Below are 22195 nucleotides of genomic sequence, written 5' to 3' on the forward strand. Positions count from 1 at the left end.
CGCAAAACACCTATTTTACTACTATTAGCCGCAGGATAATGTTATAATTACAATCAAATAGCTTTTGGCTTACATGAGAGGGGACCTATGCAGAAGATATTTGAAAGATATACCATTATCATTATGTCGACTGCCATATTGTCAATACTTGTAGTCAACTACTTCTTTTCTGCAGGTTCATTGAGAGGACGACAGCTGGATACATTTAATGCCAAGATAGAGCAGGTCATCCATACGATGGAGAATAACCAGGAGGAACTGGCTTCTATAAAAGGGAATCTGGACGAAGATTATCTGACCCGTGCAAAAGCTGCTGCATATGTGGTGGAGAAGAACCCCGGCGTGCTGGACAGCGTGGAGGCGCTGACGAATCTGGCTGCCCTGCTCGATGTGGATGAATTGCATGTTACAGAGGCGGACGGCATCATCCGATATTCTTCCGTTCCAAAGTATATCGGCCTGGATTTCCACAATGGCAGGCAGATGCGGGGATTTCTTCCAATCCTGGAAAGCGACAGTGAAGATATGCATATCATCCAGGAAGCGCAGCCGAATACTGCGGAGGCGAAGATGATGAAATATGTGGGAGTCTCAAGAAAAGGGGTAAAGGGGCTTGTGCAGGTTGGACTTGAACCGGTCCGTCAGATGGAGGCCCAGGAAAGGAACACCTATGATTATATATTTGACAGGTTTCCTACGGATGTAGGGGAAGAATTTTTTGCCATGGACGTGGGCAGCGGCAAGGTCGTCGCACATACTGGTAAGGGCGAGGATATGGATGAGCTGGAGAACTATGGGCTGGAGAGCCTGGAAAAGTGCACGGCAGGAGCATACAGGACCATGGATGGCGGAACGGAATGTTATGTAGCCACAAGAGCCTATGAGGATGTACTCATAGGAGCGTACATGGATAAGGCTACGTTATATCATACATTCTGGAAAAATATACTGCTCACATTCATCTATCTGCTGGCGGTCGAGGTGATTGCGGTGCTGCTGCTGAATTATCTTGTAAAACAGAAAGTCGTAAGCGGCATCCATAAGATTCGAGACCTTCTGTCTGAGATAACAAAAGGCGGGCTTGATACAAAAGTGGAAGTAGGAGGTGCTCCGGAATTTGAAGATTTAAGCAATGGTATCTACAGGATGGTTAAAAGTGTCGTGAGCAGCTCTGACCGCATTTCCAAAATCATTGCCATGTCACAGATTCCGCTTGCGGCATTTGAGTATCAGAATGATATGGATTATGTATTCATTACTTCCAAACTCGGTGAACTGCTCGACATGGACGCTGATATGCTTGACCGGTATACGAAAGATCCGGAGGCATTTTTACATATGATCCGGGTATTTATGGAGAGTACGGTTGAAAATGAAAACGATGTGTTCTATGCCGGCGCGCAGAGATACGTCCGCATTCATTTTACCATAGAGGATACAGGGTATTATGGAGCGGTTACAGATGCCACGAGGGAAATGCTGGATAAGCGGAAGATGCTGTATGAGAATAACCATGACCAGCTGACCGGACTGAGCAGATATCCGTACTTTAAACAGAAGGCGTCGCAGATATTAGGCAGTTTGAATGATGACGAAATATGTGCGTGTGTCATGTTGGACCTGGACGCCTTTAAAAATATAAATGATACGTACGGACATGATGTGGGTGACAGATACCTACAGGAATTTGCCCAGATTATGAAAGAACTTCCGAAAGACCACTGCCTCGTGGCGAGACGTTCCGGAGACGAATTCTGCATCTTTGCATATGGATACAGGAGAGAGGACGAGATAAGGTCCCTGTTGGACAGATTCTGGACAGCACTGCAGTCAAAGATCATCAGCCTTGCGGAAGGAGAAGAATGCATAATAAGCGCGTCCGGGGGATATGTATGCACGAATGACAGGAAGATAGGCTTGACCCGGCTGCTCCAGCAGGCAGATGCAGCGCTGTATGAAGTAAAAAGAAAAAATAAAGGCCACTACGAACGTTAATTCAGGACGTAATAAAATTGAAAAGGGTTACGTCCCTAATTGAACTTTGTGGTGTACCAAAATGGATTAAGGGGTGTACCTATATGAAAAGCAGCAGGCTATTTCAGATTTTATATCTTTTGATGGAGCATCGCAGCCTGACGGCCGGAATGCTTGCAGAGCGGCTGGAGGTTTCAGTGAGGACGGTTTACAGGGACCTGGATGCGCTTTCGGCTGCGGGGATTCCGGTGTATGCACAGAAGGGGCAGGGCGGTGGAGTCCGTCTGATGGAAGGGTTCAAGATAGAGCGTTCCCTGCTCAGTGAGGAGCAGCAGGAGCAGATTCTGACGGCACTGCAAAGTCTGGATTCCGTGGGGGCAATCGACAGCAGCGGTCTACTTACGCAGCTGTCCGGCCTGTTCGGCAGAAAAGCGGCGGATTGGCTGGAAGTTGATTTTGACAGCTGGGGAGCGATGAAGAAAGAAAAGGAATATTTTGAGCTGTGCAGACGGGCGATATTGAATTGCAGGCTTATTTCTTTTGAGTATTTTAATTCTTCCGGCGACTGGTGTGAGCGTACCGCAGAGCCTATGAAGCTGTGCTTTAAGGGAGGGAACTGGTATGTGTCAGGGTATTGCCGCAGAAGGCGGGGGTTCCGGCTATTCCGCCTGAGCAGGATATGGAAGCTTACGGTGGAAGAGGAGATGTTCATACCGAGAGAATATGCAGAAGATGAGAATGGAGGGACGGGCCTTGAGATGATTCCCATGAAGATAGCATTTGCCAGGGAAGCATCCTTCCAGGTGATGGACTTTTTTGCCCCGGAAGACATAGAGATGGCAGAAGACGGGTCCATGCTTGTAAATACAGCATTTCCTCCAGGAATATGGATCAAGCGCTTCCTGCTGTCATTCGGGGCTCTGGCAAGAGTAATCGAGCCTGAGTGGGTACGCCAGGAGATGCGCGAGGAAGCAGAGAAAATCAGACAGTCATATGAAATATGACAGGAGGTGTCAGTTTCCCTGTAATATAATAACGACAGGACACTGTGGCAATAGGAGGTAAAGGATTATAGAGGGAACGGCCGGGTTTGACATATTTGTGGAGCTTCATCTTAGCGACGGCATCAGCCTCTGCTTTAATGACGGCGTCAATGCCAGGCTGTTTGCTCCAACAGACAGTATACCGGTAAAGTATCAGCTGCGTATAGACTTTACGGATGGATGGGTATTGCTGTTTACGGTTGCCATGTACGGCGGTATCATCAGCTTTGAGCATGCGTATGACAATGAATATTATATCATAAGCAAAGAGGGCCTGTCCCCTCTGGCAGACGGATTCAATGAAGCGTATTTCCGAAAGCTTCTGGGAAGTGTGAAGCCCGGCATAAGCGCAAAAGCATTTCTGGCTACGCAGCAGAGGATACCGGGGCTAGGCAATGGAGTGCTTCAGGATATTCTCTTTCAGGCCCGCATCCATCCAAAGCAAAAGATGGGAAAGCTGACAGAGGAAGAAGCCATACGTCTGTTCAGCAGCATCAAGGAAGTGCTCGCAGAGATGTCCCGGCTTGGGGGACGGGACACGGAGAAGGATATATGGGGAAACCCCGGCAAGTATCACACGATATTGTCTAAAAACACATACAGGCAGAAATGCCCCGTGTGTAGAGGTGATATTGTTAAGACAGCGTACCTCGGCGGTTCGGTCTACTACTGCCCTGTGTGCCAGCCGCTGGAATAGTGCTGATGAACTACAGACATTGAGTTAAACTCGGGTAGCACGCACACATTAAGAAAGGAGATGTTATTATGGCGAATGCATATACAGTGATCGATGAGCAGAACTGGAAACGGAAGCTGCACTGCCAGATATTCAGAAACAGCATAGAGCCCGCATTCTGCGTGACTTTTGAGCTGGATATTACTTGTTTTCTGAAGGAAGTAAAAGCGAAAGGTTTTTCTTTTACCATGTCACTCATTTACGTCGTGACAAGATGCGCGAATGAAATCGAAGAATTCCGCTACCGGTTTGTCGAAGGACAGGTAGTCTTATTTGAACGCATAGATACAGCGTTTACCTATCTTGACCAAGAGACAGAATTGTTCAAGGTTGTTAATGTCCCCATGGAAAGGACCATGGAATCGTATGTTGCGGCAGCACTGAAAACGGCCAGGGAGCAGAAAGAGTATTTTACAGGACCGCTCGGCAACGATGTATTCCAGTTTTCACCGTTCCCCTGGGTATCGTACACGCATATTTCCCATACAAATTCCGGGAATAAAGAGAATGCGACCCCACTGTTTGACTGGGGAAAATATTTTGAAAGAGATGGAAGGCTGCTGCTGCCGTTTTCGGTCCAGGCACACCATTCCTTTGTGGATGGACTCCATATCGGCAGGCTCGCGGAGTCTCTCCAGGATGCGCTCAACAAAAAATTATAATAAAGATGTCTATTGCACTGCAATGAGTATTGGAGGACAAGATATGTCAGATATAAAAGTCGGGATAACGAATCTGGAAGAAACAAGGATATATGGTTTGCGTAAGATGTCCAATGACAAAACGATATCGGCAGATATTAAGACTATCTCAGAAAAGTATCATTTTATTGTGGATAAGCCTGATGCTGTACTCCCATTTTATGTCCTCTCCAGGAATTATGATGTGAAGAGCAGGGACTTCGAGCTGTTCATCGGCGGGACTTTGAAAAATGAGAAGCTGGAGTTCCAGGTGATTCCGGCGGGGGAATATGCCAGCATTACAGTCAGGCCCAAACTGGGATTGCTGTGGGGAGCCGCCGTCGGAGAAGCTAAAACATATTTTTATACGAAGTGGCTCCCGGACAGCAAGTATGAAGCATTAAATCTCGAGTATGAATATCATACAGAGAAAAGTATGGGAAGGAATCCTTCCGTGGATATCATGTTTGCCATACGCAAAAATCAATAAGACATGAAGGAGGCTGTAAGAACTATGTGTCAGGAATGCTATGCTGATGACAGCAGGATAACGCCCCTGCTCGGTGCGCGGGAATGTCTGGAAAGGGCATCTTATAAGATTTTTGCCTGCTCAGAGGATATGCAGGCTTATCTCAGGAAGAATAAGGATAAGATGTCCAGGCAGACGCAGCCCCTCTATACTGCCGGAGAATTCCGGGAATATCCGAAAACAGAAGTACGGCGGCTGACTTCGGATGAAATTAGAACATACATGTCTGAACGGGAGCACCCAGATTGATACCCTATATGGTTACATGCTTCTCATCCTTTTCTGTGTGCAGCCACATAATCGGCTCCGAAGCATATAGCCGCCAGGATAAACAGCGAAAGGGTGTTCACCAGATTTTCTGAGAGGCTCGGATCGTGCTGCCGGTTAAATATATGGATGATACGGTTTATCCCGATAATCAATGGGATGCACAACAGAAAAGAGAGCCCTGCCGCGCATAATTTTCAGGCCGGAGCGGGCAGTAGCATGACCCAGCTGAAAAGCAGGGTGGCAGACAATGCAATTAACGAGACCTGCCGGAACTTTTCAAACTTAAGCTTCGTGCTCCGGTTAGAATGCTGAAGCGCTTCCGCTACCATGGCTTCGGTATGTTCTGGCTGTGCGCCCTCTTTCCTTTCACCGTTGAGCAGTTCGCTGGTAGACACATCTAATGCTTTGGCCAATAGAAACAAAAGGGAGATATCGGGACAGCTCTGATTTTATTGCTACAGCAGCCATCTGGTAATAGCATTATAAGAGAATCGAGCTTGCAGAAGCAACCGATTCCTGGTTGAATAACGTACTCGACCGTTGGTTTACTGTTATTTACTGCATGGGAACTGCTTATAGCACTGTCTTCCAGAGCAGCTGGTTATCTTTGAAGGAACCACATATTTCTCCACGCTCCTTCAGCCATTCAAGGTAAGAACGCACCGTGCTGCCGATCAGGACATACTGCTCAAAGTTCATGTTAAGCTGATATTGGGTAAAGAGCTTCTGCAGTAAGGACTCGAATGGCTGCGGGACTTCGCATATATGCTTGATTTGCTGTGCGATTTCCAGTACCTTTTCCTCATTCAAACGGGCCAATGGCCGAACATCTCTGGCTGCATTTTCGTGGGAGGGGCCGAAAAGCTCCGCCTGCATGCCGCTGACACGGTGCAGCGTATCCAGATATGCAGCTACATCATACAAAAAGGTAAAGCCGTATTTTTCAAGAGCATGCAGGCTGCTCAGACAGTCCGCCAGAAAGACTGTTCCGTCTAGCGTCCGGTAGCCTGCCATATCGAAGAAAGCCCTGGCAAAGGGATGATGTCCATCTCCTGTGGAAATCCTGGCGCGGTTCGGGTGCATAAATCTTGCAGCCGTACTGCTGCTGCAGGTAGCGCTTGCCTCCGATATGGTCTGCGTTAGAGTGGCTATTGAGGATGGCCTTCAGGTTCCAGCTGTTTTGCTCCAGCACTTTGCGTACCTTGCGGCCCGCATCTTTGTCATTACCGCTGTCTATCAGATAGACGTCATTGCCTCCTGCTTCGTATATACCGATTTTTGCAGGGGCTTGTATATAATAAGTCCTTTCTCCTGCCTGTACCAATTCAAACATGCCTTCCTCATTTTGACGGATCCATACCATAAAACATGGCTCATTTTTTCCACGGCACAGTATCGCCGATTACAATTATTATATAGAGGCTGTTATAGATTTTCAAGATATAGAACAGATTGCCCGCATGGTTATGTTTGCCGTCCAAATCCATGGACAGAACGAGGGCTTAAAGAAATTCCGGGAGGAAGAGGCCCGCAAAGCGGGCTACTCTTCCTGACATAAGTGATTGTAGAGAATATCTATAAATTCTCCGTTGGCTGGCCTCTGATTCAGGTGGAAACCGGCGATCTCATACAGAAGTTCCCGATTACCCTTATACCAGCAGTTTGAAATGGCGGTGCGGATACAGTGCTCCACATTATCTCTGGATGTACCAAAATGGTCTGCAATATCAACATATAACGTTTTGTAGACCGACAGCAGATAATCTTCACTCGATAAGCACAGCTTCAGGCCATACAGAAGGAAGTGGAATCCTTTCAGTGTGGAGCGTATCCCGAGCCTTAATAACAGGGCTCTTGTTTTGTCCATAATGCCTCCTTGCGACCTTACGGATATATTGTATAGAATACTTTAAATAAAGGATGGGGGCGGTCGTAAACAGGGCAGAAATAGTCATAAACGACATTATTCGACAATAACAGAAATGTTATGACATTTTCAATGTCAAGTGGCAACGGCAGAGTATTATTCATCTTCATACATAGCATTCTTGTGCAGTGTGCAACCAATTAAACCCTCATACTCGTATGTTTATACACGCCAGCACAAAGGAGAATCAATATCAGGAGTCAGCTTCCATTGGATGGCTGAAGGACATCCAGAAGTGGCTCGGATAAAGCCTCTGGTGTAGAAGCCCGGAGGCCTGTTCCGTGTTGTGTTTCGTGTTGCTCCGAGCTGCATAATTGCTTATTGTACGACATAAAGAGTAAATAAGTTCTGCATATAGAAAACCCGCCATCCCTTTGTTTGCAAGGTGTGGCGGGTCTCTAATCGTTTTTCTGGCAGTGGAGTATACGGGACTTGAACCCGTGGCCTCTTGAATGCCATTCAAGCGCGCTCCCAACTGCGCCAATACCCCATGGCATGATTATAACACAAGTTTGGGGAGTTGAAAACCATATATTTTAACTCCTTAAGATATTCTGAAAATCCTCTAAACACCTTGACAAACAGGGCTTAGGTGGCTATGATATTCATTAGTTTATTAAGATAAAGGCGTTGAAGAAGAAGAGTACGGCACCACCCTTGCAAGAGAGGACCATCCACGGCTGAAAGATGGTTTCAAGTAGGAGTGACGGAAGGTAGCTTTGGAGCTGGTTGGCTGAAAGAAAAGTAGGCCATCCCGGAGTCGTTCCCGTTAGCGAATATGATGAGATGTATAGAAGCAGTTCCTTCTGTACAAATGAAGGTGGTACCGCGGATTTTATTTCGCCCTTTACATGCTGGTAAGGGGTGATTTTTTATTTGACAGGGTGTTCCTGTCATCCTTGATCTACCCCCGAATTGTGAAAAAAGTGTTATACATTTACAAAGGAGTATGAGGAGGAAACTATGAGTCAGAACTTGGAAACAACTTACAATCCGAAAGAGATTGAGCCGAAATTATATGAAAAATGGTGTGAAAACAAGTATTTTCATGCTGAAGTGGACCGAAGCAGGAAACCATTTACGACGGTTATGCCTCCGCCGAATATCACCGGCAAGCTGCATATGGGACATGCGCTTGACAACACGCTGCAGGATATTCTCATCCGTTATAAGAGGATGCAGGGATATAATGCGCTCTGGATTCCGGGGACGGACCATGCCGCCATTTCCACGGAGGTTAAAGTTACGAACCAGCTGAAAGAAGAAGGCATTGATAAGAAAGAGCTGGGAAGAGAAAAGTTCTTAGAGCGTACGTGGCAGTGGAAGGAAGAATATGCTGGGACGATAGAAGGACAGCTTAAGAAGCTCGGCGTGTCATGTGACTGGGACAGAGAGCGGTTTACTATGGACGAAGGCTGTTCCAAAGCAGTAGAGGAAGTATTCATCAAACTGTATGAAGAAGGGTATATTTACAAAGGTTCCAGAATTATCAACTGGTGCCCGGTCTGCAAGACTTCCCTTTCGGATGCAGAGGTTGAACATGAGGAGCAAGACGGTTCCTTCTGGCATGTGAAGTATCCGATTGTCGGAACGGACAGATTCCTTGAAATAGCGACCACACGACCGGAGACGATGCTCGGAGATACCGCCATTGCGGTACATCCGGATGACGAACGTTATAAAGACATCGTTGGCAAGACGGCATTGCTCCCGCTTGTAGAAAGGGAGATTCCGATTGTTGCTGATTACTATGTAGACAAGGATTTTGGTACAGGTGCCGTGAAGATTACACCGGCTCATGACCCGAACGACTTTGAAGTAGGCAAGCGCCACAATCTTCCGGAAATCAATGTCATGAACGATGACGCTGCCATCAACGAAAATGGCGGCAGATATGCAGGCCTTGAACGGTATGAGGCTAGAAAGATAATCGTAAAAGACCTTGAGGAACAGGGCTACCTTGTCAAAGTTGCGCCCCATTCCCATAATGTAGGAACCCATGACCGCTGCCATACGACAGTAGAGCCGCTTATCAAGCAGCAGTGGTTCGTAAGGATGGAAGAGCTGGCAAAACCTGCCATTGAAGCGGTCAAGACGGGAGAGCTGAAATTTGTTCCGGAACGTTTTGACAAGATTTATCTGCACTGGCTCGAAAGTATACGCGACTGGTGCATCTCCCGACAGATTTGGTGGGGGCACCGGATTCCGGCCTATTACTGTGACGAATGTGGTGAGGTTGTCGTGGCAAGGCAGAGGCCGGAAGAATGTCCGCATTGCGGAAACGCTCATTTCACACAGGATGAGGATACGCTTGACACATGGTTCAGTTCCGCGCTGTGGCCATTTTCCACGCTTGGCTGGCCGGAGAAGAATGAAGACCTGGATTACTTCTATCCTACCGACGTGCTCGTGACAGCATATGACATCATCTTCTTCTGGGTTATCAGGATGGTGTTCTCCGGGTTTGCGCATACCGGCAAATCGCCATTCCATACGGTATTCATCCACGGCCTTGTGAGAGATTCCCTGGGACGTAAGATGAGCAAATCGCTTGGTAATGGAATCGACCCGCTGGAGATCATCGACCAATATGGCGCAGACGCGCTCCGCATGACGCTGGTGACAGGAAATGCGCCGGGCAACGATATGCGTTTCTATAATGAAAGAGTAGAAGCGAGCCGTAACTTTGCCAATAAGGTATGGAATGCGTCGCGTTTTATTCTGATGAACATCGAAGGAAAAGAGATAACAGAGCCGGAGGCAGGCGATTTTCTGGATGCAGACAAGTGGATATTGTCAAAATGCAACAGGCTCGTGCGAGAAGCCACCGAGAATATGGATAAGTTTGAACTCGGTATCGCGCTCCAGAAGGTATATGACTTTATCTGGGATGAATTCTGTGACTGGTATATCGAGCTTGCCAAGCAGAGGATTTACCGTGCGCAGGAAGAACCGGAGGCAGCCAATGCCGCCCTGTGGGTATTAAAGACGGTGCTTATGGATTCGCTGAAGCTTCTGCATCCGTTCATGCCTTTCGTGTCCGAGGAGATATATGTAAAGCTCGTGCCGGAAGAGACATCGCTGATGATGTCATCCTGGCCGCAGTATAGAGAAGACAGGGCGTTCGCAGAGGCAGAAGAAGTGGTGGAACACTTGAAAGCCATCATATCAGGAGTGCGCAACATCCGTGCGGAGATGAATGTGCCTGCGGCCAGAAAGACGAAGATATATGTCGTAAGCGAAGATGACAAATTGAGGGCAGGCCTTTCGGCACTGAAAGATTCTGTCATCAGAATGGCCAGCGCAAGCGATTTTATCGTTCAGAGTGATAAAGAAGGGATTGCAGAAGATGCGGTGTCTGTCGTTGTGCCGGATGCAATTGCCTATGTTCCGCTCAATGAGCTTGTAGATTTTGAACAGGAAACAGAACGTCTGACGAAAGAAGAGGCACGGCTTACAAAAGAAATCGCGCGTGCCACAGGGATGCTGAACAATGAGAAGTTCATGAGCAAGGCTCCGGAGGCAAAGGTCCAGGAGGAAAAAGACAAACTTGTAAAATATCAGCAGATGTTAGACCAGGTAAAAGAAAGGCTGGAAGGACTGAAAGCCAGACAGCCATAAGGGGATAATATGAAGATTCAGATAAAAAGACCTGACATAAAGGGTACTTTTCATAAATTAAAAAATATGAACAAGGAAGACGCCAAAGCATACTGGAAGGCCAGAAGGGAAAGGCGTGCCAGGATTATCGAGCAGCGCCGGAACAGCGCGTTCGCAAGGAAGATGAAGCCGGTTTATAAGTTTATGAACCGCTTCTCCCTTCTGTTCCATGTGATACTTGCATGCTTCCTCAACCTTGTGATAGAAGCGATATCAAGGCATTCCCTGTTTGAAGCATGGGATTATATGACAGGCACGCCTATGGTATTTTTTTACAATGCATTTATGATATTCATAACGTTTTCTATCGTGTACCTGTTCAGGAGGAGAGTATTTGTCAGGATTCTGATCAGCGTGTTCTGGCTTGTCCTCGGAGTAGCCAACGGCTATATGCTGCTCAAGAGGGTCACGCCATTTAACGCGCAGGATCTGAAAGTGGCTAAGGATGGTCTGAGTCTTATCAATAATTATTTTAACGGATTCGAGCTTGTCGTCCTGATCGTCGGAATCATATCCGTCGTCATCTGGGTCGTATCCATGTGGAAACGCGGCGGACAGTTCGAGGGCAAGGTACACCATGTATGGGCATTGCTCGGCATAATCGTGTGCATTGCCGCATATGGGCTCTTCTCTAATCTTGCGGTAGAGAAGAGAATCGTATCTACGTATTTCGGAAATATAGCATTTGCTTACGAAGATTATGGTTTCCCATACTGCTTTATGGCCAGCGTGTTCAATACGGGCATCAATGAGCCGAACGATTACAATAAGAAGACGATTGAAAAGATAAGCAATAACGGAGAAATAACTAAAAACGAGACCGGCCGTACGCAAGAGGAGCTGCCGAATATCATCTTTATACAGCTGGAATCTTATTTTGACGTGGCAGAGGCAGAGTTCTTTACCACATCTGAGGACGCGAGCCCGAACCTCCATGCAATGTACAAGAACTATTCCTCCGGCTACTTTAAAGTGCCATCCGTGGGCGCAGGCACGGCAAATACGGAATTTGAAGTGCTGACAGGCATGAACCTGAGGTATTTTGGCCCCGGCGAGTATCCGTATAAGACAGTGCTTAAGAACCAGAAGGCTGAAAGTGCCGCCACTGCATTGGCTGCGCTCGGTTACGGTTCTCACGCGCTCCACAACAACGGTGGAAATTTCTACAGCAGGGCGAATGTATTTAACAATATCGGATTCGACAGCTTTACAAGCAAAGAATTCATGAATATACTGCAGATGACGGAGAACGGATGGGCAAAAGACGATATCCTCATCCAGCACATTATGGATGCCATGGATACGACAGAACAGCAGGACTTTGTGTTTGGAATAAGCGTGCAGGGCCATGGAGATTATCCGGAAGAGCAGATTATTGAAAATCCGAAGATCAAGGTGGAAGGTATCGAAGATGAAGGCCAGAAAAATAAATGGGAATACTATGTGAACCAGGTCTATGAGATGGATCAGTTTGCGGGGGACCTCGTTAAAGCCATCGAAGAGAGAGGGGAACCGACAGTGGTCGTATTCTACGGCGACCATCTTCCGACGATGGGTCTGAAAGCGGAAGACCTGAAGGGCCGTTATCTCTATAATACAAACTATGTTATCTGGGACAATATTGGACTGAAGAAGGAAGACCGCAACATTCCGTCCTATCAGATCATGGCGGATGTATTTGACCGCCTTGATATCCATTCCGGAACCGTATTCAACTATCACCAGGAACGCAGGAAGACAAAGAATTACCTGTCAGATCTGGAGCTTCTGCAATATGACATCCTGTACGGCAAGCAATACGTTTATAACGGAAACGTGCCTATCACGGAAGGCCATATGCAGATGGGAGTCAAAGATGTCACGCTCACGAATGTAGTGAAGCATCTTGAGGAGGGCTGCAGCCTGTACGGGGAGAACTTTACAAGGCATAGCAAGATATTTATAAACGGGGAAAAACAAAAGAGTACATTTCTGAATAATACCCGTATTGACCTGCCGGAGACTACGCCGTCAGACGGAGACGTCATTACGGTCGTCCAGATGGGCTCCAGCGATACTACCTTCCGGACTTCAAATGAATACGTATACCAGAACGGTATGCTGACAGTGCGGGAAGGAACCGGAACAGACCCTGACATATCATGGACGGAACAGACCGATATTACAGAAGAATAGTGGTGAGAGCAGTGAATTATGATGAGGCTGCAGCCTATATTGAAGAGCTGCCCAAATTTACGAAAAAGCACACGCTGGACCATACGAGGGAGTTCTTAAGGCGGCTTGGAAATCCAGGTGAAGACCGGAAGATTATCCACGTGGCGGGGACAAACGGTAAAGGTTCGGTATGTGCATATATGCAAGCGATACTGATGGCTGAGGGGAAAAGGACGGGGTTCTTTACGTCCCCTCATCTTATATCCATCAATGAACGGATCCGGGTTGATAACATACCGGTGGATGATGAGACATTTCTTGATGTATTCTGCCAGGTCATGGAAGTAGTTGAAGAGATGGGGAGGGATGGCATATCCCATCCGTCATATTTTGAATTTCTCTATGGCATGGGGATGAAGGCGTTTGCTGCGGCAGACGTCGAGTACATCATCCTGGAGACCGGGCTGGGCGGAAGGCTTGATGCGACGAATTCTGCGGAACATCCGTGCCTGACTGTCATAACATCTATCAGTCTGGATCACATGGACATACTAGGAGATACGATAGAGAAGATAGCTGCTGAAAAAGCAGGAATCATCAAGACAGGGGTGCCTCTGATCTTCGACGGGAACTGCCGTCCTGCGGCGGAAGTGATACGTAAGACGGCACAAGAGAAGGATGCTCCCTGTAGAGAAATCTCGAAAAATGCGTACGAAATCCTGGAAGTTGGACGTAAATCTATTGCTTTTTGCAGGGTGAATGCGTATGATAAAGATGTTACGTGGCAGATGCCTGTCTGTGGCGTCTATCAGGTTAGGAATGCGGTTCTTGCGCTGGAAGCTGCGGATTACCTTCTCGCAGACGAACACGTCCACAGAGGCCGGTGGCATGAGTCATTGGCTGCGGTAAAGTGGCAGGGCAGGATGGAAGAAGCGGCGCCTCATGTGACGATTGACGGAGCCCACAATCTTGGCGCGGTGGAAGCATTTACAGAGACCGTGCGGATATTGGAAGAAGGTAAAGCTGCCAGGCCTGTAATCATATTTTCCACAGTGGCGGATAAGAGTTATGAACAGATGATATCTTATCTGTGCGGGAACCTGGAGGCATCGGCCTATATTGTCACGGAGATTGATGACAGACGGAAACTGCCGGCCCGGGAATTGGGACAGGTATTTGAGCGATATACAGATAAAAGAGTTATTGTAAAAAAAGAGTTGAGGGATGCACTCGACACGGCCCGGGATATCAGGGGGGAGGCAGAGATATACTGTCTTGGTTCTCTGTATCTGGCGGGAATGGTTAAGAAGCTGTTGGCAGGAGGCGATGAACATGCTTGATTTTGAAGAAGAATTAAAGAAATTCCAGCCCAGTGTGGAAGTGGAAGATATAGAAGATGCGGTCTATCAGGAGGATTTGACTGATATGACAGATATACTCAAGGAAATGATAGAGCAGACGAAGTAGAAGAAGGGTTACGACGATATATGGATTATTCAATGAAACTCTTATACCAGTCCAATTATTGGTATAACGATGGACTTAAGAAAGCCAATATCCGGGATTTATCCGGTGCGATAACATCCTTGAGGCGCAGTTTACAATACAATAGAGCGAACATTGCAGCCAGAAACCTTCTTGGCCTTGCGTATTACGGCAGGGGGGATATCGGCGAGGCTCTGGTAGAGTGGATCCTCAGCAAGAATTTCCAGTCTCATGAAAACATATCCAACTATTACATCCAGAAGCTTCAGGAGACGCCGGGAGAGCTTGATACGTTGAATCAGGCGATTAAGAAGTTCAACCAGGCTCTTGGCTATGCCCGTCAGAACGGTGAGGACCTGGCAATCATACAGCTTAAGAAGGTCGTCGCTGCCCATCCGACATTTGTGAAAGCATATCAGCTTCTTGCACTTTTATATCTACAGACGGAGCAGTATTCTAAAGCGAGGCAGTGCCTGAGGATAGCACACAAGCTGGACACGACGGATGACATCACGCTCAGGTATATGCATGAGCTGAACCAGGTGCGCAGATCTAAAAATGCCAGGATCAAGGAGAAGGATACTGAGGAACAGCAGCAGACCGTTACTTATAATATTGGAAATGAAACAATCATACAGCCGGTGTCATCAAGCTATAAAGAACACACAGGGCTGCATACGATTGTGAATATAGCAATCGGAGTGCTTGTCGGAGTTGCGGTCATGTGGTTTATGATCATGCCCGCGATTAACGCTTCAAGGCAGGATAAGCTCAACAAGCAGACCGTGGCGTTCAGCGACCAGATCGCAACTCAGAAAGCACAGATAAGTGCTTTGAAGAAAGAACTTGAGGATTACCGTTCCACGAGCGAGGAGACGGAGAATGCCAAAGCCACGGCTACTTCCACCCAGGAAAGCTACGAGATCGTCATGAATATCTCCAAGCATTACAATGCGAAAGATATGAGCAACGATGCCATGCTGGAGGAACTTCTGAAAGTAAATGCCGAGTCTCTTGGCACCGTTGGGCGGGAACGCTTTGACGAGATAACCGGAGAGCTCTATCCTAGGATGTGCGAGGACCTGTACTCTACATCTAAGAATAATTTTGAAGTTGCCAACTATGATACGGCCATCAGCAACCTTGAAAAAGTAATGCAGATGGACGAAGGATATTCTGACGGCGGCGCCAAGCTGCTGCTTGCCCGGTCTTATGAAAAGAAAGGCGACCAGGACAAGGCGAATATCGAGTATCAGAAGATCATCGAGAACTATCCGAACACCGAGGCGGCATCCGAGGCGCAAAGCGCGCTGGATGAACAGAAGGCCGGCGGAGATAGCAAAGACGATGGCAGCGCAGACAATCAAACTGAATAAGGAATTAAACAGGGTTACAGAAGATAAAGGATATGCAATTAGATTGCATGTCCTTTTTTGGTGACAACGAAGAAGGGGTTGGGGACGGAGGTTTTTTAGATTTCCTCCGTCCCCAATTAAAAAATCCCTGTCCCAAATTGAATTTGCCCTGTCCCGATATAAAACATAGAAAAGAGGAGGAGTAACATGAAGTATGAAGTGCAGGAGAATTGTCTTACCATATTCCTGCCGACAGAACTGGACCATCACAATGCAGAGAGCATCAGGCGAGAGGCTGACCATCTCATTGAAAAGAACCATATCCGATATGTGATTTTTGATTTTGAGGATACGGTTTTCTGCGACAGTTCGGGGATTGGCGTGATTATGGGACGCTACAAGCGAATCTATATGTTAGGAGGAGAGGTGTGTGCAGTCCACACCAATGAGAGAATGAAGAAAATATTAACGATGTCAGGAGCAACAAAAATTATGAAGATATATGAGGAGGATAAATAGATGGAAAATACGAATGAAATGCAATTAATATTTGACAGCCGATCATCGAATGAGTCGTTTGCCAGGGTGACGGTGGCAGCTTTTATGACCTCTCTGAATCCAACGGTGGAAGAAGTCTCAGATGTCAAGACTGCCGTATCAGAGGCGGTCACCAACGCAATTATCCATGGATATGAGAACGAAGTACATAATATCTATATCCGCTGCAGGACAGAAGGAAAGACATTGTACCTGGAGATTGAGGACAAGGGAAAAGGGATTCCGGATGTAAAAAAGGCTATGGAACCGCTGTTTACGACAAAGCCGGAACTGGACCGCTCCGGCATGGGCTTTTCGTTCATGGAAGCTTTCATGGACCATCTGGAAGTTGAATCTGAACCAGGACAAGGAACAACCGTAAAAATGGAAAAAACTATTGGTAAAGGACGTAAGTTATGGACCACACAATCGCTTTGATTCAAAAATCTCACCAGGGGGATGAAGAAGCGAGAGCACAGTTAGTGGAGGAAAATGCAGGACTTGTATGGTGCATTGTCAAACGCTTTTATAACCGGGGCGCTGAGGCTGAGGATTTGTTCCAGGTCGGGAATATCGGGCTTTTAAAGGCAATCGACAAGTTTGACATGTCGTATGAAGTGAAATTCTCGACCTATGCTGTTCCGATGATATCAGGAGAGATAAAACGTTTCCTGAGAGATGACGGCATGATCAAGGTAAGCCGTTCGTTAAAGGAGCTTGCCTATAAAGCATATCTCTGTCAGGAAAGGCTTCAGGAGGCACTTGGACGGGAACCGACCATCACGGAGATAGCAGAATATCTTGAGGTCGACCGGGAAGAGCTTACGATGGCTCTGGATGCAAGCGGTGATATCGAATCGCTGCACAAACCGATATATCAAAAGGAAGGACAGGAAATCCGCCTTATGGACAAGCTGCCGGAAAAAGAAGGCGGAGAGGAGAAAATCCTGAACCATATGCTGCTCCAGCAGCTGCTGGAATATCTGAACAAAGATGAACGACAGCTTATCTATCTGCGGTATTTTGCCAACCAGACGCAGTCGCAGGTAGGTCAGGAACTGGGCATATCCCAGGTTCAGGTATCGCGTCTGGAAAAGAAAATATTAAAACGTCTGCGTGAAAGAATATAAAAAGCATACCCGTGTATATTTTCCCGAAATATATCCATACTAACCCACAAAAGAAGTATAAGGAGGGTGTCAGTATGGATGAGGCCAGGAAAAAACTCCGGGTATGCTTAATTTGTGTTGTGGCGGCAGCCGTGATAATCGGCTGTATCTACTACTTTAATGATGTAAGAAGCAAAAGCGACATCAGCGAGGGAACATTAATCATGACTGGAACGGAAAGCAGGGTGTAGGCATGGCGGCAAACAGCGAGACAGTATATATAAAAGCGGACAGGAACGTAGAGGTCACCAAGCCCGATGTGACGTTAGGGGACGTGCTTACGATGGAATGTTCCAATCCGTCGGTCGTTCCGAAACTGAATACACTGAAGCTGCTGAAATTTCATCACACAGATAAGAAAAACCAGAACAGAGTTGCAGTATCCATCTTAAAAGTGATAGAAATTATCCACGAGCAGTTTCCCAATATGGATATACAGAACCTGGGGGAGCAAGACTTTATCGTAACATACGAACAGCAGCAGACGGCCGGTGGACTTGTACATGCCCTGAAAGCATCATGTGTTATCGTCATTACGTTCATAGGTGCTGCATTTTCTATTATGGCCTTTAACAATGACGTTGATACGGTCAAGCTGTTCTCTCAGATATATAAGCTTGTGACAGGGCAGAAGTCTAGTGGCTTTACGATTCTGGAGCTTACGTATTGTATCGGGCTGATTATAGGTATTCTCATATTCTTTAATCATTTTGGAAAGAAAAAATTCACCGTAGATCCGACTCCAATGGAAGTTGAGATGCGTCTGTATGAAAATGATATCCAGACGACATTGATAGAAACATATTCCAGAAAGGGCAAAGAGCAGGATGTGGGCAACACAAATCCTTCTGGCACTCATCGGACTTAGCGCCGGAGTAGTTGTTGCAGGCGGTCTGTTTTCCTTTATCATCGGACTTGGAGTCGTATCCGATTTTGCAGACCGTACGCACACCGGAGAACACATCTTATTGTATGAGGACTGCGTCGCACTTGGCGGCATGCTTGGCAATATATTTTTTATCTACAGGATTGCCATTCCGCACGGCGGCTTCCTGCTGCCTATATTCGGGCTGTTTGCAGGCATATTTGTTGGCTGCTGGTCCATGGCGCTGGCAGAAATCTTAAACGTATTTCCAATTTTTATCCGGCGGGTAAAGCTATTGAGATATATCCCTTATCTAATCGCCGGGATGGCGTTGGGCAAAGGAATCGGCTCACTGATATTCTTTTTCAACCGTTGGTAAAAAGGGACACGGCAAAATCAATCGGGGACAGGGGAAAGTGAGGTTGGGGACGGAGGTTTTTTAAAAAACCTCCGTCCCCAACCTCACCCGCCCGAGTTATCCCCAAAAGGAGGAATAATTGTGGATAAGCAAAAACAGCAGCAGGCTTATGAAAATTACGTAAAACAAAAAACGCCGGTACACAACCTTCCGGCAAATATGGCTAAGGCTTTCGTTGTCGGGGGCATCATCTGCGTCATAGGACAGGCAATTTTGAACTATTGTGAGAAGGTGGGTCTTGATAAGGATACGAGCGCCGGATGGACTTCTCTCATACTTATCCTGCTCAGCGTACTGCTGACTGGGATCAATGTATACCCGAGCATCGCCAAATGGGGCGGAGCCGGTGCGCTTGTGCCGATTACCGGTTTTGCTAACTCTGTGGCAGCGCCTGCTATAGAATATAAGAAGGAAGGCCAGGTCATGGGTATCGGCTGCAAGATTTTCACAATCGCAGGCCCGGTCATCCTGTATGGTATCTTCACGAGCTGGGCCATAGGGCTCGGATATTGGATTCTGAAACTTGCAGACATCATCAAATAGATTTTTACGATAGACAACATATTCCCGATTCTTACCGCATAAGGTTGTACTAGGACAGGAAGTACAGGCCTGTTGAATTCCATTTTAAGGGGTTAATGCGGATAAGGAGAGGGAATATTATGTTTGAGAACAAGACAGTCAGGGAAGCATGCGAAGAATTGAAAACCAATTCAGAGCATGGCCTTTCCTATACGGAAGCAGCGCAGCGCCTGCAGGAGAATGGCGCAAATGAGCTCAAGTCTGCCAGAAAGAAGACGAAGATCGAGTCGTTCTTTGAGCAGCTTAATGACCCGCTCATATATGTCCTGCTTGCCGCGGCGGCGGTTTCTATACTGTTACAGGAAGTCAGCGATGCCATCATTATAATTGTCGTAGTGCTGATGAACGCGTTTGTCGGTATCATCCAAGAAGGAAAGGCGCAAAAAGCGTTAGATTCCCTGAAGAAGCTGACAAGCCCAAGGGCAATCGTAATCCGTGAAGGAAAAGAGCAGGAGGTACAGGCATCTTCGCTAGTGCCAGGTGACATCGTATGTCTGGACGCCGGCTGCCAGGTACCTGCCGATATGAGGCTTGTCAAGGCAAATAATCTAAAGGTAGAAGAATCTGCGCTGACCGGAGAATCGCTGCCGATTGAAAAAAATGTAGACTTTATTGCCGGAAAAGGGAAGGGACAAGGATACAAAGCGTCATCCGTACCACTCGGAGACCGCAGAAACATGGCCTATATGTCCACAATAGTGACAAACGGGCGTGGGCTAGGAATCGTGACAGCCACAGGGATGCATACAGAAATCGGGAAGATAGCGGCACTGATCAATGACAGCCAGGAGGAGATAACGCCACTGCAGAAGCGCCTGGGAGAACTTGGCAAGATGCTGAGCATACTGTCGCTTGGACTGTGCGCCGCCTTATTTGTGATTGCGGTACTACAGCACCGTAACATGGCAGAGATGCTTATCACGGCCATATCACTGGCAGTGGCAGCGGTGCCGGAAGGGCTTCCGGCCGTCGTTACGATCTGTCTGGCACTAAGCGTGACACGGATGGTGAAGGTACATACGATAGTGAGGAGGCTGCCCTCAGTAGAAACACTCGGAGCAGTAAGCGTTGTCTGCTCTGACAAGACGGGGACGCTGACACAGAATAAGATGACTGTGGAAGGCTGCTATATCAACCAGAGAATCTTAGACAGGAAGGAACTAGACGTAAGGGAACATAAAGAACTGCTTCAGGGATTGACGTTGTGTAACGACGCTGTCCAGAAGGATGGAAGCAGCATCGGCGACCCGACAGAACTGGCCCTTTTGAATCTTGCGGAACAGTATGGCATCCGAAGGGAGGCGCTGGAGAAGGAGATGCCGAGGAAAAAGGAACTGCCCTTTGACTCTGGGCGCAAGATGATGTCCACCATGCACAAGAACGGATCTTCTAACGTGACGTATACAAAAGGTGCTCCAGATGTAGTGCTCAAAAGATGCAGCCGCATACTGATACGAGGCAATGTAACGGCCATGACGGAAACGCACCGCCGCCAGATTCAAGAAGCAATCGAGAAAATGTCTTCGCAGGCGCTGAGAACGCTGGCAGTGGCTATGCGCGTCGGTGGCACGGCACCGGTAGAGCGGGAACTGACCTTCATCGGAATGGTGGGGATGAGAGACCCGGCCCGGCCAGAGGCAAGAGGTGCGGTAGCCAGATTTAAGCAGGCAGGGGTCACCACCGTTATGATTACCGGGGACCATGTTGACACTGCATTTGCAATAGCCAGGCAGCTCGGAATTGTAGAACGCCAGGAACAGTGCATGACAGGGGAAGAGGTACAGAACCTGCCGGAGGAGAAGTTTTTGAAAAAGCTGGACGATGTCCGCGTATTTGCCCGGGTATCGCCGGAACATAAGGTACGTATTGTAAAAGGATTTAAGACAAGGGGAAATATAGTTGCAATGACGGGCGACGGTGTAAATGATGCCCCTTCACTTAAATCCGCAGATGTGGGAATCGCGATGGGAATGACAGGGACCGATGTAGCCAGGCAGGCATCGGACATCACATTGACAGACGATAATTTTGCAACAATCGAGAAAGCGATTGAAGAAGGCAGAGGGGTGTACGAGAACATCAGAAAGACGGTAATATTTCTCCTGTCCTCCAATCTTGGCGAGATTATGACGATGTTTCTCGCTGTACTCTGTGACATCGCTTCGCCGCTGAAATCAAGCCATATCCTTTGGATTAACCTGATTACAGACTCCCTGCCGGCGCTGGCGCTTGGTGTGGATGAGAATGACGGAGACAGCCTGATGGAAGAACCTCCGAGAAAAGCCAAGGAAAGCCTGTTCGCGAGAGGAGGGCTGGCGTGTACATGTTTCTACGGGCTGCTCATTGCGGGAATCAGCCTGACTGCATTTTTTACAGTTCCTTATGAATTGCTCATGAGCAAAGGCGCCCCGTTTTCGATTTCCAATATCGCGCTTGCGCTCCAGAGCGAAGAGATACTCATGAGAGCCCAGACATACGCATTTACGGTATTGGGGATGTCGCAGCTGTTCCATGCGGTTGGGATGCGGGATATCCACAGGTCGGTGTTCCGCATGAACCACCTGGAAAATAAATGGATGATTGTAGCCTTTATACTTGGATTTGTGCTTCAGATATCTGTGACGGAGATTCCGGTACTCATCCAGGCTTTCGGCACGGTCCATCTCGAGCTCCATGAATGGATCCGGCTGACGATACTGGCTGCATTTCCTATACTGGCCCATGAGCTTATGGTGTTTTTGCAAAAACCGGAAAAGGATGTATGCAATCAAGTGAAAATGGAAAGCATAAGAATCGATAGGTAATCCTATC

23 protein-coding genes, 1 tRNA gene and 1 other annotated feature are annotated in these 22195 nt (G+C 47.4%); of the genes, 19 read left to right on the top strand and 5 right to left on the bottom strand.

All coding sequences use genetic code 11. The annotated features are described in order from the left end of the window. Positions 1-87: 87 nt before the first annotated feature. The 6 genes from E1963_RS04185 to E1963_RS04210 all read left to right on the top strand — a co-directional run bounded on the left by E1963_RS04185 (position 88) and on the right by E1963_RS04210 (position 5211). A complete protein-coding gene (locus tag E1963_RS04185) occupies positions 88-1995 on the top strand; it encodes a GGDEF domain-containing protein (protein ID WP_132275633.1) in 1908 nt (635 codons plus the stop codon). Positions 1996-2078: 83 nt separating this feature from the next. Further along, complete coding sequence (locus tag E1963_RS04190) at positions 2079-2978, top strand: helix-turn-helix transcriptional regulator (protein WP_132275636.1); 900 nt, start codon at positions 2079-2081, stop codon at positions 2976-2978. A gap of 97 nt (positions 2979-3075) precedes the next feature. After that, positions 3076-3714, top strand: coding sequence for an Fpg/Nei family DNA glycosylase (locus E1963_RS04195; RefSeq protein ID WP_243117559.1), 639 nt, complete (start codon positions 3076-3078; stop codon positions 3712-3714). Between the two features lie 68 nt (positions 3715-3782). Then, positions 3783-4415: a chloramphenicol acetyltransferase gene (locus tag E1963_RS04200; protein ID WP_132275641.1), complete on the top strand. Its 633-nt coding sequence runs from the start codon at positions 3783-3785 to the stop codon at positions 4413-4415. 43 nt (positions 4416-4458) lie between these two features. Further along, positions 4459-4923: a GyrI-like domain-containing protein gene (locus E1963_RS04205; RefSeq protein WP_132275644.1), complete on the top strand. Its 465-nt coding sequence runs from the start codon at positions 4459-4461 to the stop codon at positions 4921-4923. Positions 4924-4947: 24 nt separating this feature from the next. Then, positions 4948-5211 carry a hypothetical protein gene (locus E1963_RS04210; RefSeq protein WP_132275647.1) on the top strand — a complete coding sequence of 88 codons (264 nt, stop codon included), beginning with the start codon at positions 4948-4950 and terminating at the stop codon, positions 5209-5211. 215 nt (positions 5212-5426) lie between these two features. Here E1963_RS04210 and E1963_RS04215 read toward each other — a convergent pair whose 3' ends face one another. The 5 genes from E1963_RS04215 to E1963_RS04235 form a co-directional block, all read right to left on the bottom strand. Next, positions 5427-5645 carry a hypothetical protein gene (locus tag E1963_RS04215; RefSeq protein ID WP_167482109.1) on the bottom strand — a complete coding sequence of 73 codons (219 nt, stop codon included), beginning with the start codon at positions 5643-5645 and terminating at the stop codon, positions 5427-5429. 160 nt (positions 5646-5805) lie between these two features. Further along, a complete protein-coding gene (locus E1963_RS23465; protein ID WP_330570681.1) occupies positions 5806-6246 on the bottom strand; it encodes an MBL fold metallo-hydrolase in 441 nt (146 codons plus the stop codon). Beyond that, on the bottom strand, positions 6176-6565 hold the full coding sequence (locus tag E1963_RS23470; RefSeq protein ID WP_330570682.1) for an MBL fold metallo-hydrolase: 390 nt from the start codon (positions 6563-6565) through the stop codon (positions 6176-6178). The genes E1963_RS23465 and E1963_RS23470 overlap by 71 nt, the downstream gene beginning before the upstream one ends. Before the next feature lie 207 nt (positions 6566-6772). Continuing rightward, complete coding sequence (locus tag E1963_RS04225; protein WP_132275653.1) at positions 6773-7099, bottom strand: sporulation initiation factor Spo0A C-terminal domain-containing protein; 327 nt, start codon at positions 7097-7099, stop codon at positions 6773-6775. A gap of 477 nt (positions 7100-7576) precedes the next feature. Next, a tRNA-Ala gene (locus E1963_RS04235) sits at positions 7577-7649 on the bottom strand. Positions 7650-7780: 131 nt separating this feature from the next. After that, positions 7781-8010, top strand: a binding site (T-box leader). Positions 8011-8122: 112 nt separating this feature from the next. On the opposite strand from E1963_RS04235, the gene E1963_RS04240 reads away from it, so the two are divergent. The 13 genes from E1963_RS04240 (at position 8123) to E1963_RS04290 (ending at position 22188) form a co-directional block, all read left to right on the top strand. Continuing rightward, positions 8123-10780, top strand: coding sequence for a valine--tRNA ligase (locus E1963_RS04240; protein ID WP_132275656.1), 2658 nt, complete (start codon positions 8123-8125; stop codon positions 10778-10780). Between the two features lie 9 nt (positions 10781-10789). Further along, positions 10790-12994, top strand: coding sequence for an LTA synthase family protein (locus E1963_RS04245; protein ID WP_132275658.1), 2205 nt, complete (start codon positions 10790-10792; stop codon positions 12992-12994). Next, positions 12961-14313, top strand: a complete 1353-nt coding sequence (locus E1963_RS04250) for a bifunctional folylpolyglutamate synthase/dihydrofolate synthase (RefSeq protein WP_243117560.1) — start codon at positions 12961-12963, stop codon at positions 14311-14313. Before E1963_RS04245 ends, E1963_RS04250 begins: the two co-directional genes overlap by 34 nt. Then, complete coding sequence (locus E1963_RS21230; RefSeq protein WP_006442847.1) at positions 14306-14440, top strand: hypothetical protein; 135 nt, start codon at positions 14306-14308, stop codon at positions 14438-14440. The genes E1963_RS04250 and E1963_RS21230 overlap by 8 nt, the downstream gene beginning before the upstream one ends. A 20-nt stretch (positions 14441-14460) precedes the next feature. After that, positions 14461-15834 carry a tetratricopeptide repeat protein gene (locus tag E1963_RS04255; RefSeq protein ID WP_132275661.1) on the top strand — a complete coding sequence of 458 codons (1374 nt, stop codon included), beginning with the start codon at positions 14461-14463 and terminating at the stop codon, positions 15832-15834. Positions 15835-16020: 186 nt separating this feature from the next. Next, positions 16021-16332: an STAS domain-containing protein gene (locus tag E1963_RS04260; RefSeq protein ID WP_066573237.1), complete on the top strand. Its 312-nt coding sequence runs from the start codon at positions 16021-16023 to the stop codon at positions 16330-16332. Continuing rightward, entirely contained in the window at positions 16333-16788 is a 456-nt protein-coding gene (gene spoIIAB / locus E1963_RS04265; RefSeq protein WP_132275664.1) for an anti-sigma F factor, read from the top strand. Further along, positions 16767-17480, top strand: coding sequence for a SigF/SigG family RNA polymerase sporulation sigma factor (locus E1963_RS04270; protein WP_049729012.1), 714 nt, complete (start codon positions 16767-16769; stop codon positions 17478-17480). Before spoIIAB ends, E1963_RS04270 begins: the two co-directional genes overlap by 22 nt. A gap of 74 nt (positions 17481-17554) precedes the next feature. Then, on the top strand, positions 17555-17710 hold the full coding sequence (locus E1963_RS19580; protein WP_167482110.1) for a hypothetical protein: 156 nt from the start codon (positions 17555-17557) through the stop codon (positions 17708-17710). 2 nt (positions 17711-17712) lie between these two features. Beyond that, the gene (locus E1963_RS04275; RefSeq protein ID WP_132275667.1) at positions 17713-18387 is read left to right on the top strand and encodes a stage V sporulation protein AA; all 675 of its coding nucleotides are present in this window, start codon (positions 17713-17715) and stop codon (positions 18385-18387) included. After that, a complete protein-coding gene (locus tag E1963_RS04280; protein WP_132275670.1) occupies positions 18347-18763 on the top strand; it encodes a stage V sporulation protein AB in 417 nt (138 codons plus the stop codon). Before E1963_RS04275 ends, E1963_RS04280 begins: the two co-directional genes overlap by 41 nt. A 120-nt stretch (positions 18764-18883) precedes the next feature. After that, positions 18884-19345: a SpoVA/SpoVAEb family sporulation membrane protein gene (locus E1963_RS04285; protein ID WP_132275673.1), complete on the top strand. Its 462-nt coding sequence runs from the start codon at positions 18884-18886 to the stop codon at positions 19343-19345. A 119-nt stretch (positions 19346-19464) separates the two neighbouring features. Further along, positions 19465-22188: a cation-translocating P-type ATPase gene (locus tag E1963_RS04290; protein WP_132275676.1), complete on the top strand. Its 2724-nt coding sequence runs from the start codon at positions 19465-19467 to the stop codon at positions 22186-22188. Positions 22189-22195: the final 7 nt, after the last annotated feature.

It is taken from the genome of Extibacter muris (assembly GCF_004345005.1).
Classification (GTDB): Bacteria; Bacillota; Clostridia; order Lachnospirales; family Lachnospiraceae; genus Extibacter; species Extibacter muris.

Coding starts and splice junctions, on each gene's coding strand:
- E1963_RS04185 (WP_132275633.1), top strand. CDS start 88: ATGCAGAAGATATTTGAAAGATATACCATTATCATTATGTCGACTGCC.
- E1963_RS04190 (WP_132275636.1), top strand. CDS start 2,079: ATGAAAAGCAGCAGGCTATTTCAGATTTTATATCTTTTGATGGAGCAT.
- E1963_RS04200 (WP_132275641.1), top strand. CDS start 3,783: ATGGCGAATGCATATACAGTGATCGATGAGCAGAACTGGAAACGGAAG.
- E1963_RS04205 (WP_132275644.1), top strand. CDS start 4,459: ATGTCAGATATAAAAGTCGGGATAACGAATCTGGAAGAAACAAGGATA.
- E1963_RS04210 (WP_132275647.1), top strand. CDS start 4,948: ATGTGTCAGGAATGCTATGCTGATGACAGCAGGATAACGCCCCTGCTC.
- E1963_RS23465 (WP_330570681.1), bottom strand. CDS start 6,246: ATGGCAGGCTACCGGACGCTAGACGGAACAGTCTTTCTGGCGGACTGT.
- E1963_RS23470 (WP_330570682.1), bottom strand. CDS start 6,565: ATGTTTGAATTGGTACAGGCAGGAGAAAGGACTTATTATATACAAGCC.
- E1963_RS04225 (WP_132275653.1), bottom strand. CDS start 7,099: ATGGACAAAACAAGAGCCCTGTTATTAAGGCTCGGGATACGCTCCACA.
- E1963_RS04240 (WP_132275656.1), top strand. CDS start 8,123: ATGAGTCAGAACTTGGAAACAACTTACAATCCGAAAGAGATTGAGCCG.
- E1963_RS04245 (WP_132275658.1), top strand. CDS start 10,790: ATGAAGATTCAGATAAAAAGACCTGACATAAAGGGTACTTTTCATAAA.
- E1963_RS04250 (WP_243117560.1), top strand. CDS start 12,961: ATGGACGGAACAGACCGATATTACAGAAGAATAGTGGTGAGAGCAGTG.
- E1963_RS21230 (WP_006442847.1), top strand. CDS start 14,306: ATGCTTGATTTTGAAGAAGAATTAAAGAAATTCCAGCCCAGTGTGGAA.
- E1963_RS04255 (WP_132275661.1), top strand. CDS start 14,461: ATGGATTATTCAATGAAACTCTTATACCAGTCCAATTATTGGTATAAC.
- E1963_RS04260 (WP_066573237.1), top strand. CDS start 16,021: ATGAAGTATGAAGTGCAGGAGAATTGTCTTACCATATTCCTGCCGACA.
- spoIIAB (WP_132275664.1), top strand. CDS start 16,333: ATGGAAAATACGAATGAAATGCAATTAATATTTGACAGCCGATCATCG.
- E1963_RS04270 (WP_049729012.1), top strand. CDS start 16,767: ATGGACCACACAATCGCTTTGATTCAAAAATCTCACCAGGGGGATGAA.
- E1963_RS19580 (WP_167482110.1), top strand. CDS start 17,555: ATGGATGAGGCCAGGAAAAAACTCCGGGTATGCTTAATTTGTGTTGTG.
- E1963_RS04275 (WP_132275667.1), top strand. CDS start 17,713: ATGGCGGCAAACAGCGAGACAGTATATATAAAAGCGGACAGGAACGTA.
- E1963_RS04280 (WP_132275670.1), top strand. CDS start 18,347: ATGTGGGCAACACAAATCCTTCTGGCACTCATCGGACTTAGCGCCGGA.
- E1963_RS04290 (WP_132275676.1), top strand. CDS start 19,465: ATGTTTGAGAACAAGACAGTCAGGGAAGCATGCGAAGAATTGAAAACC.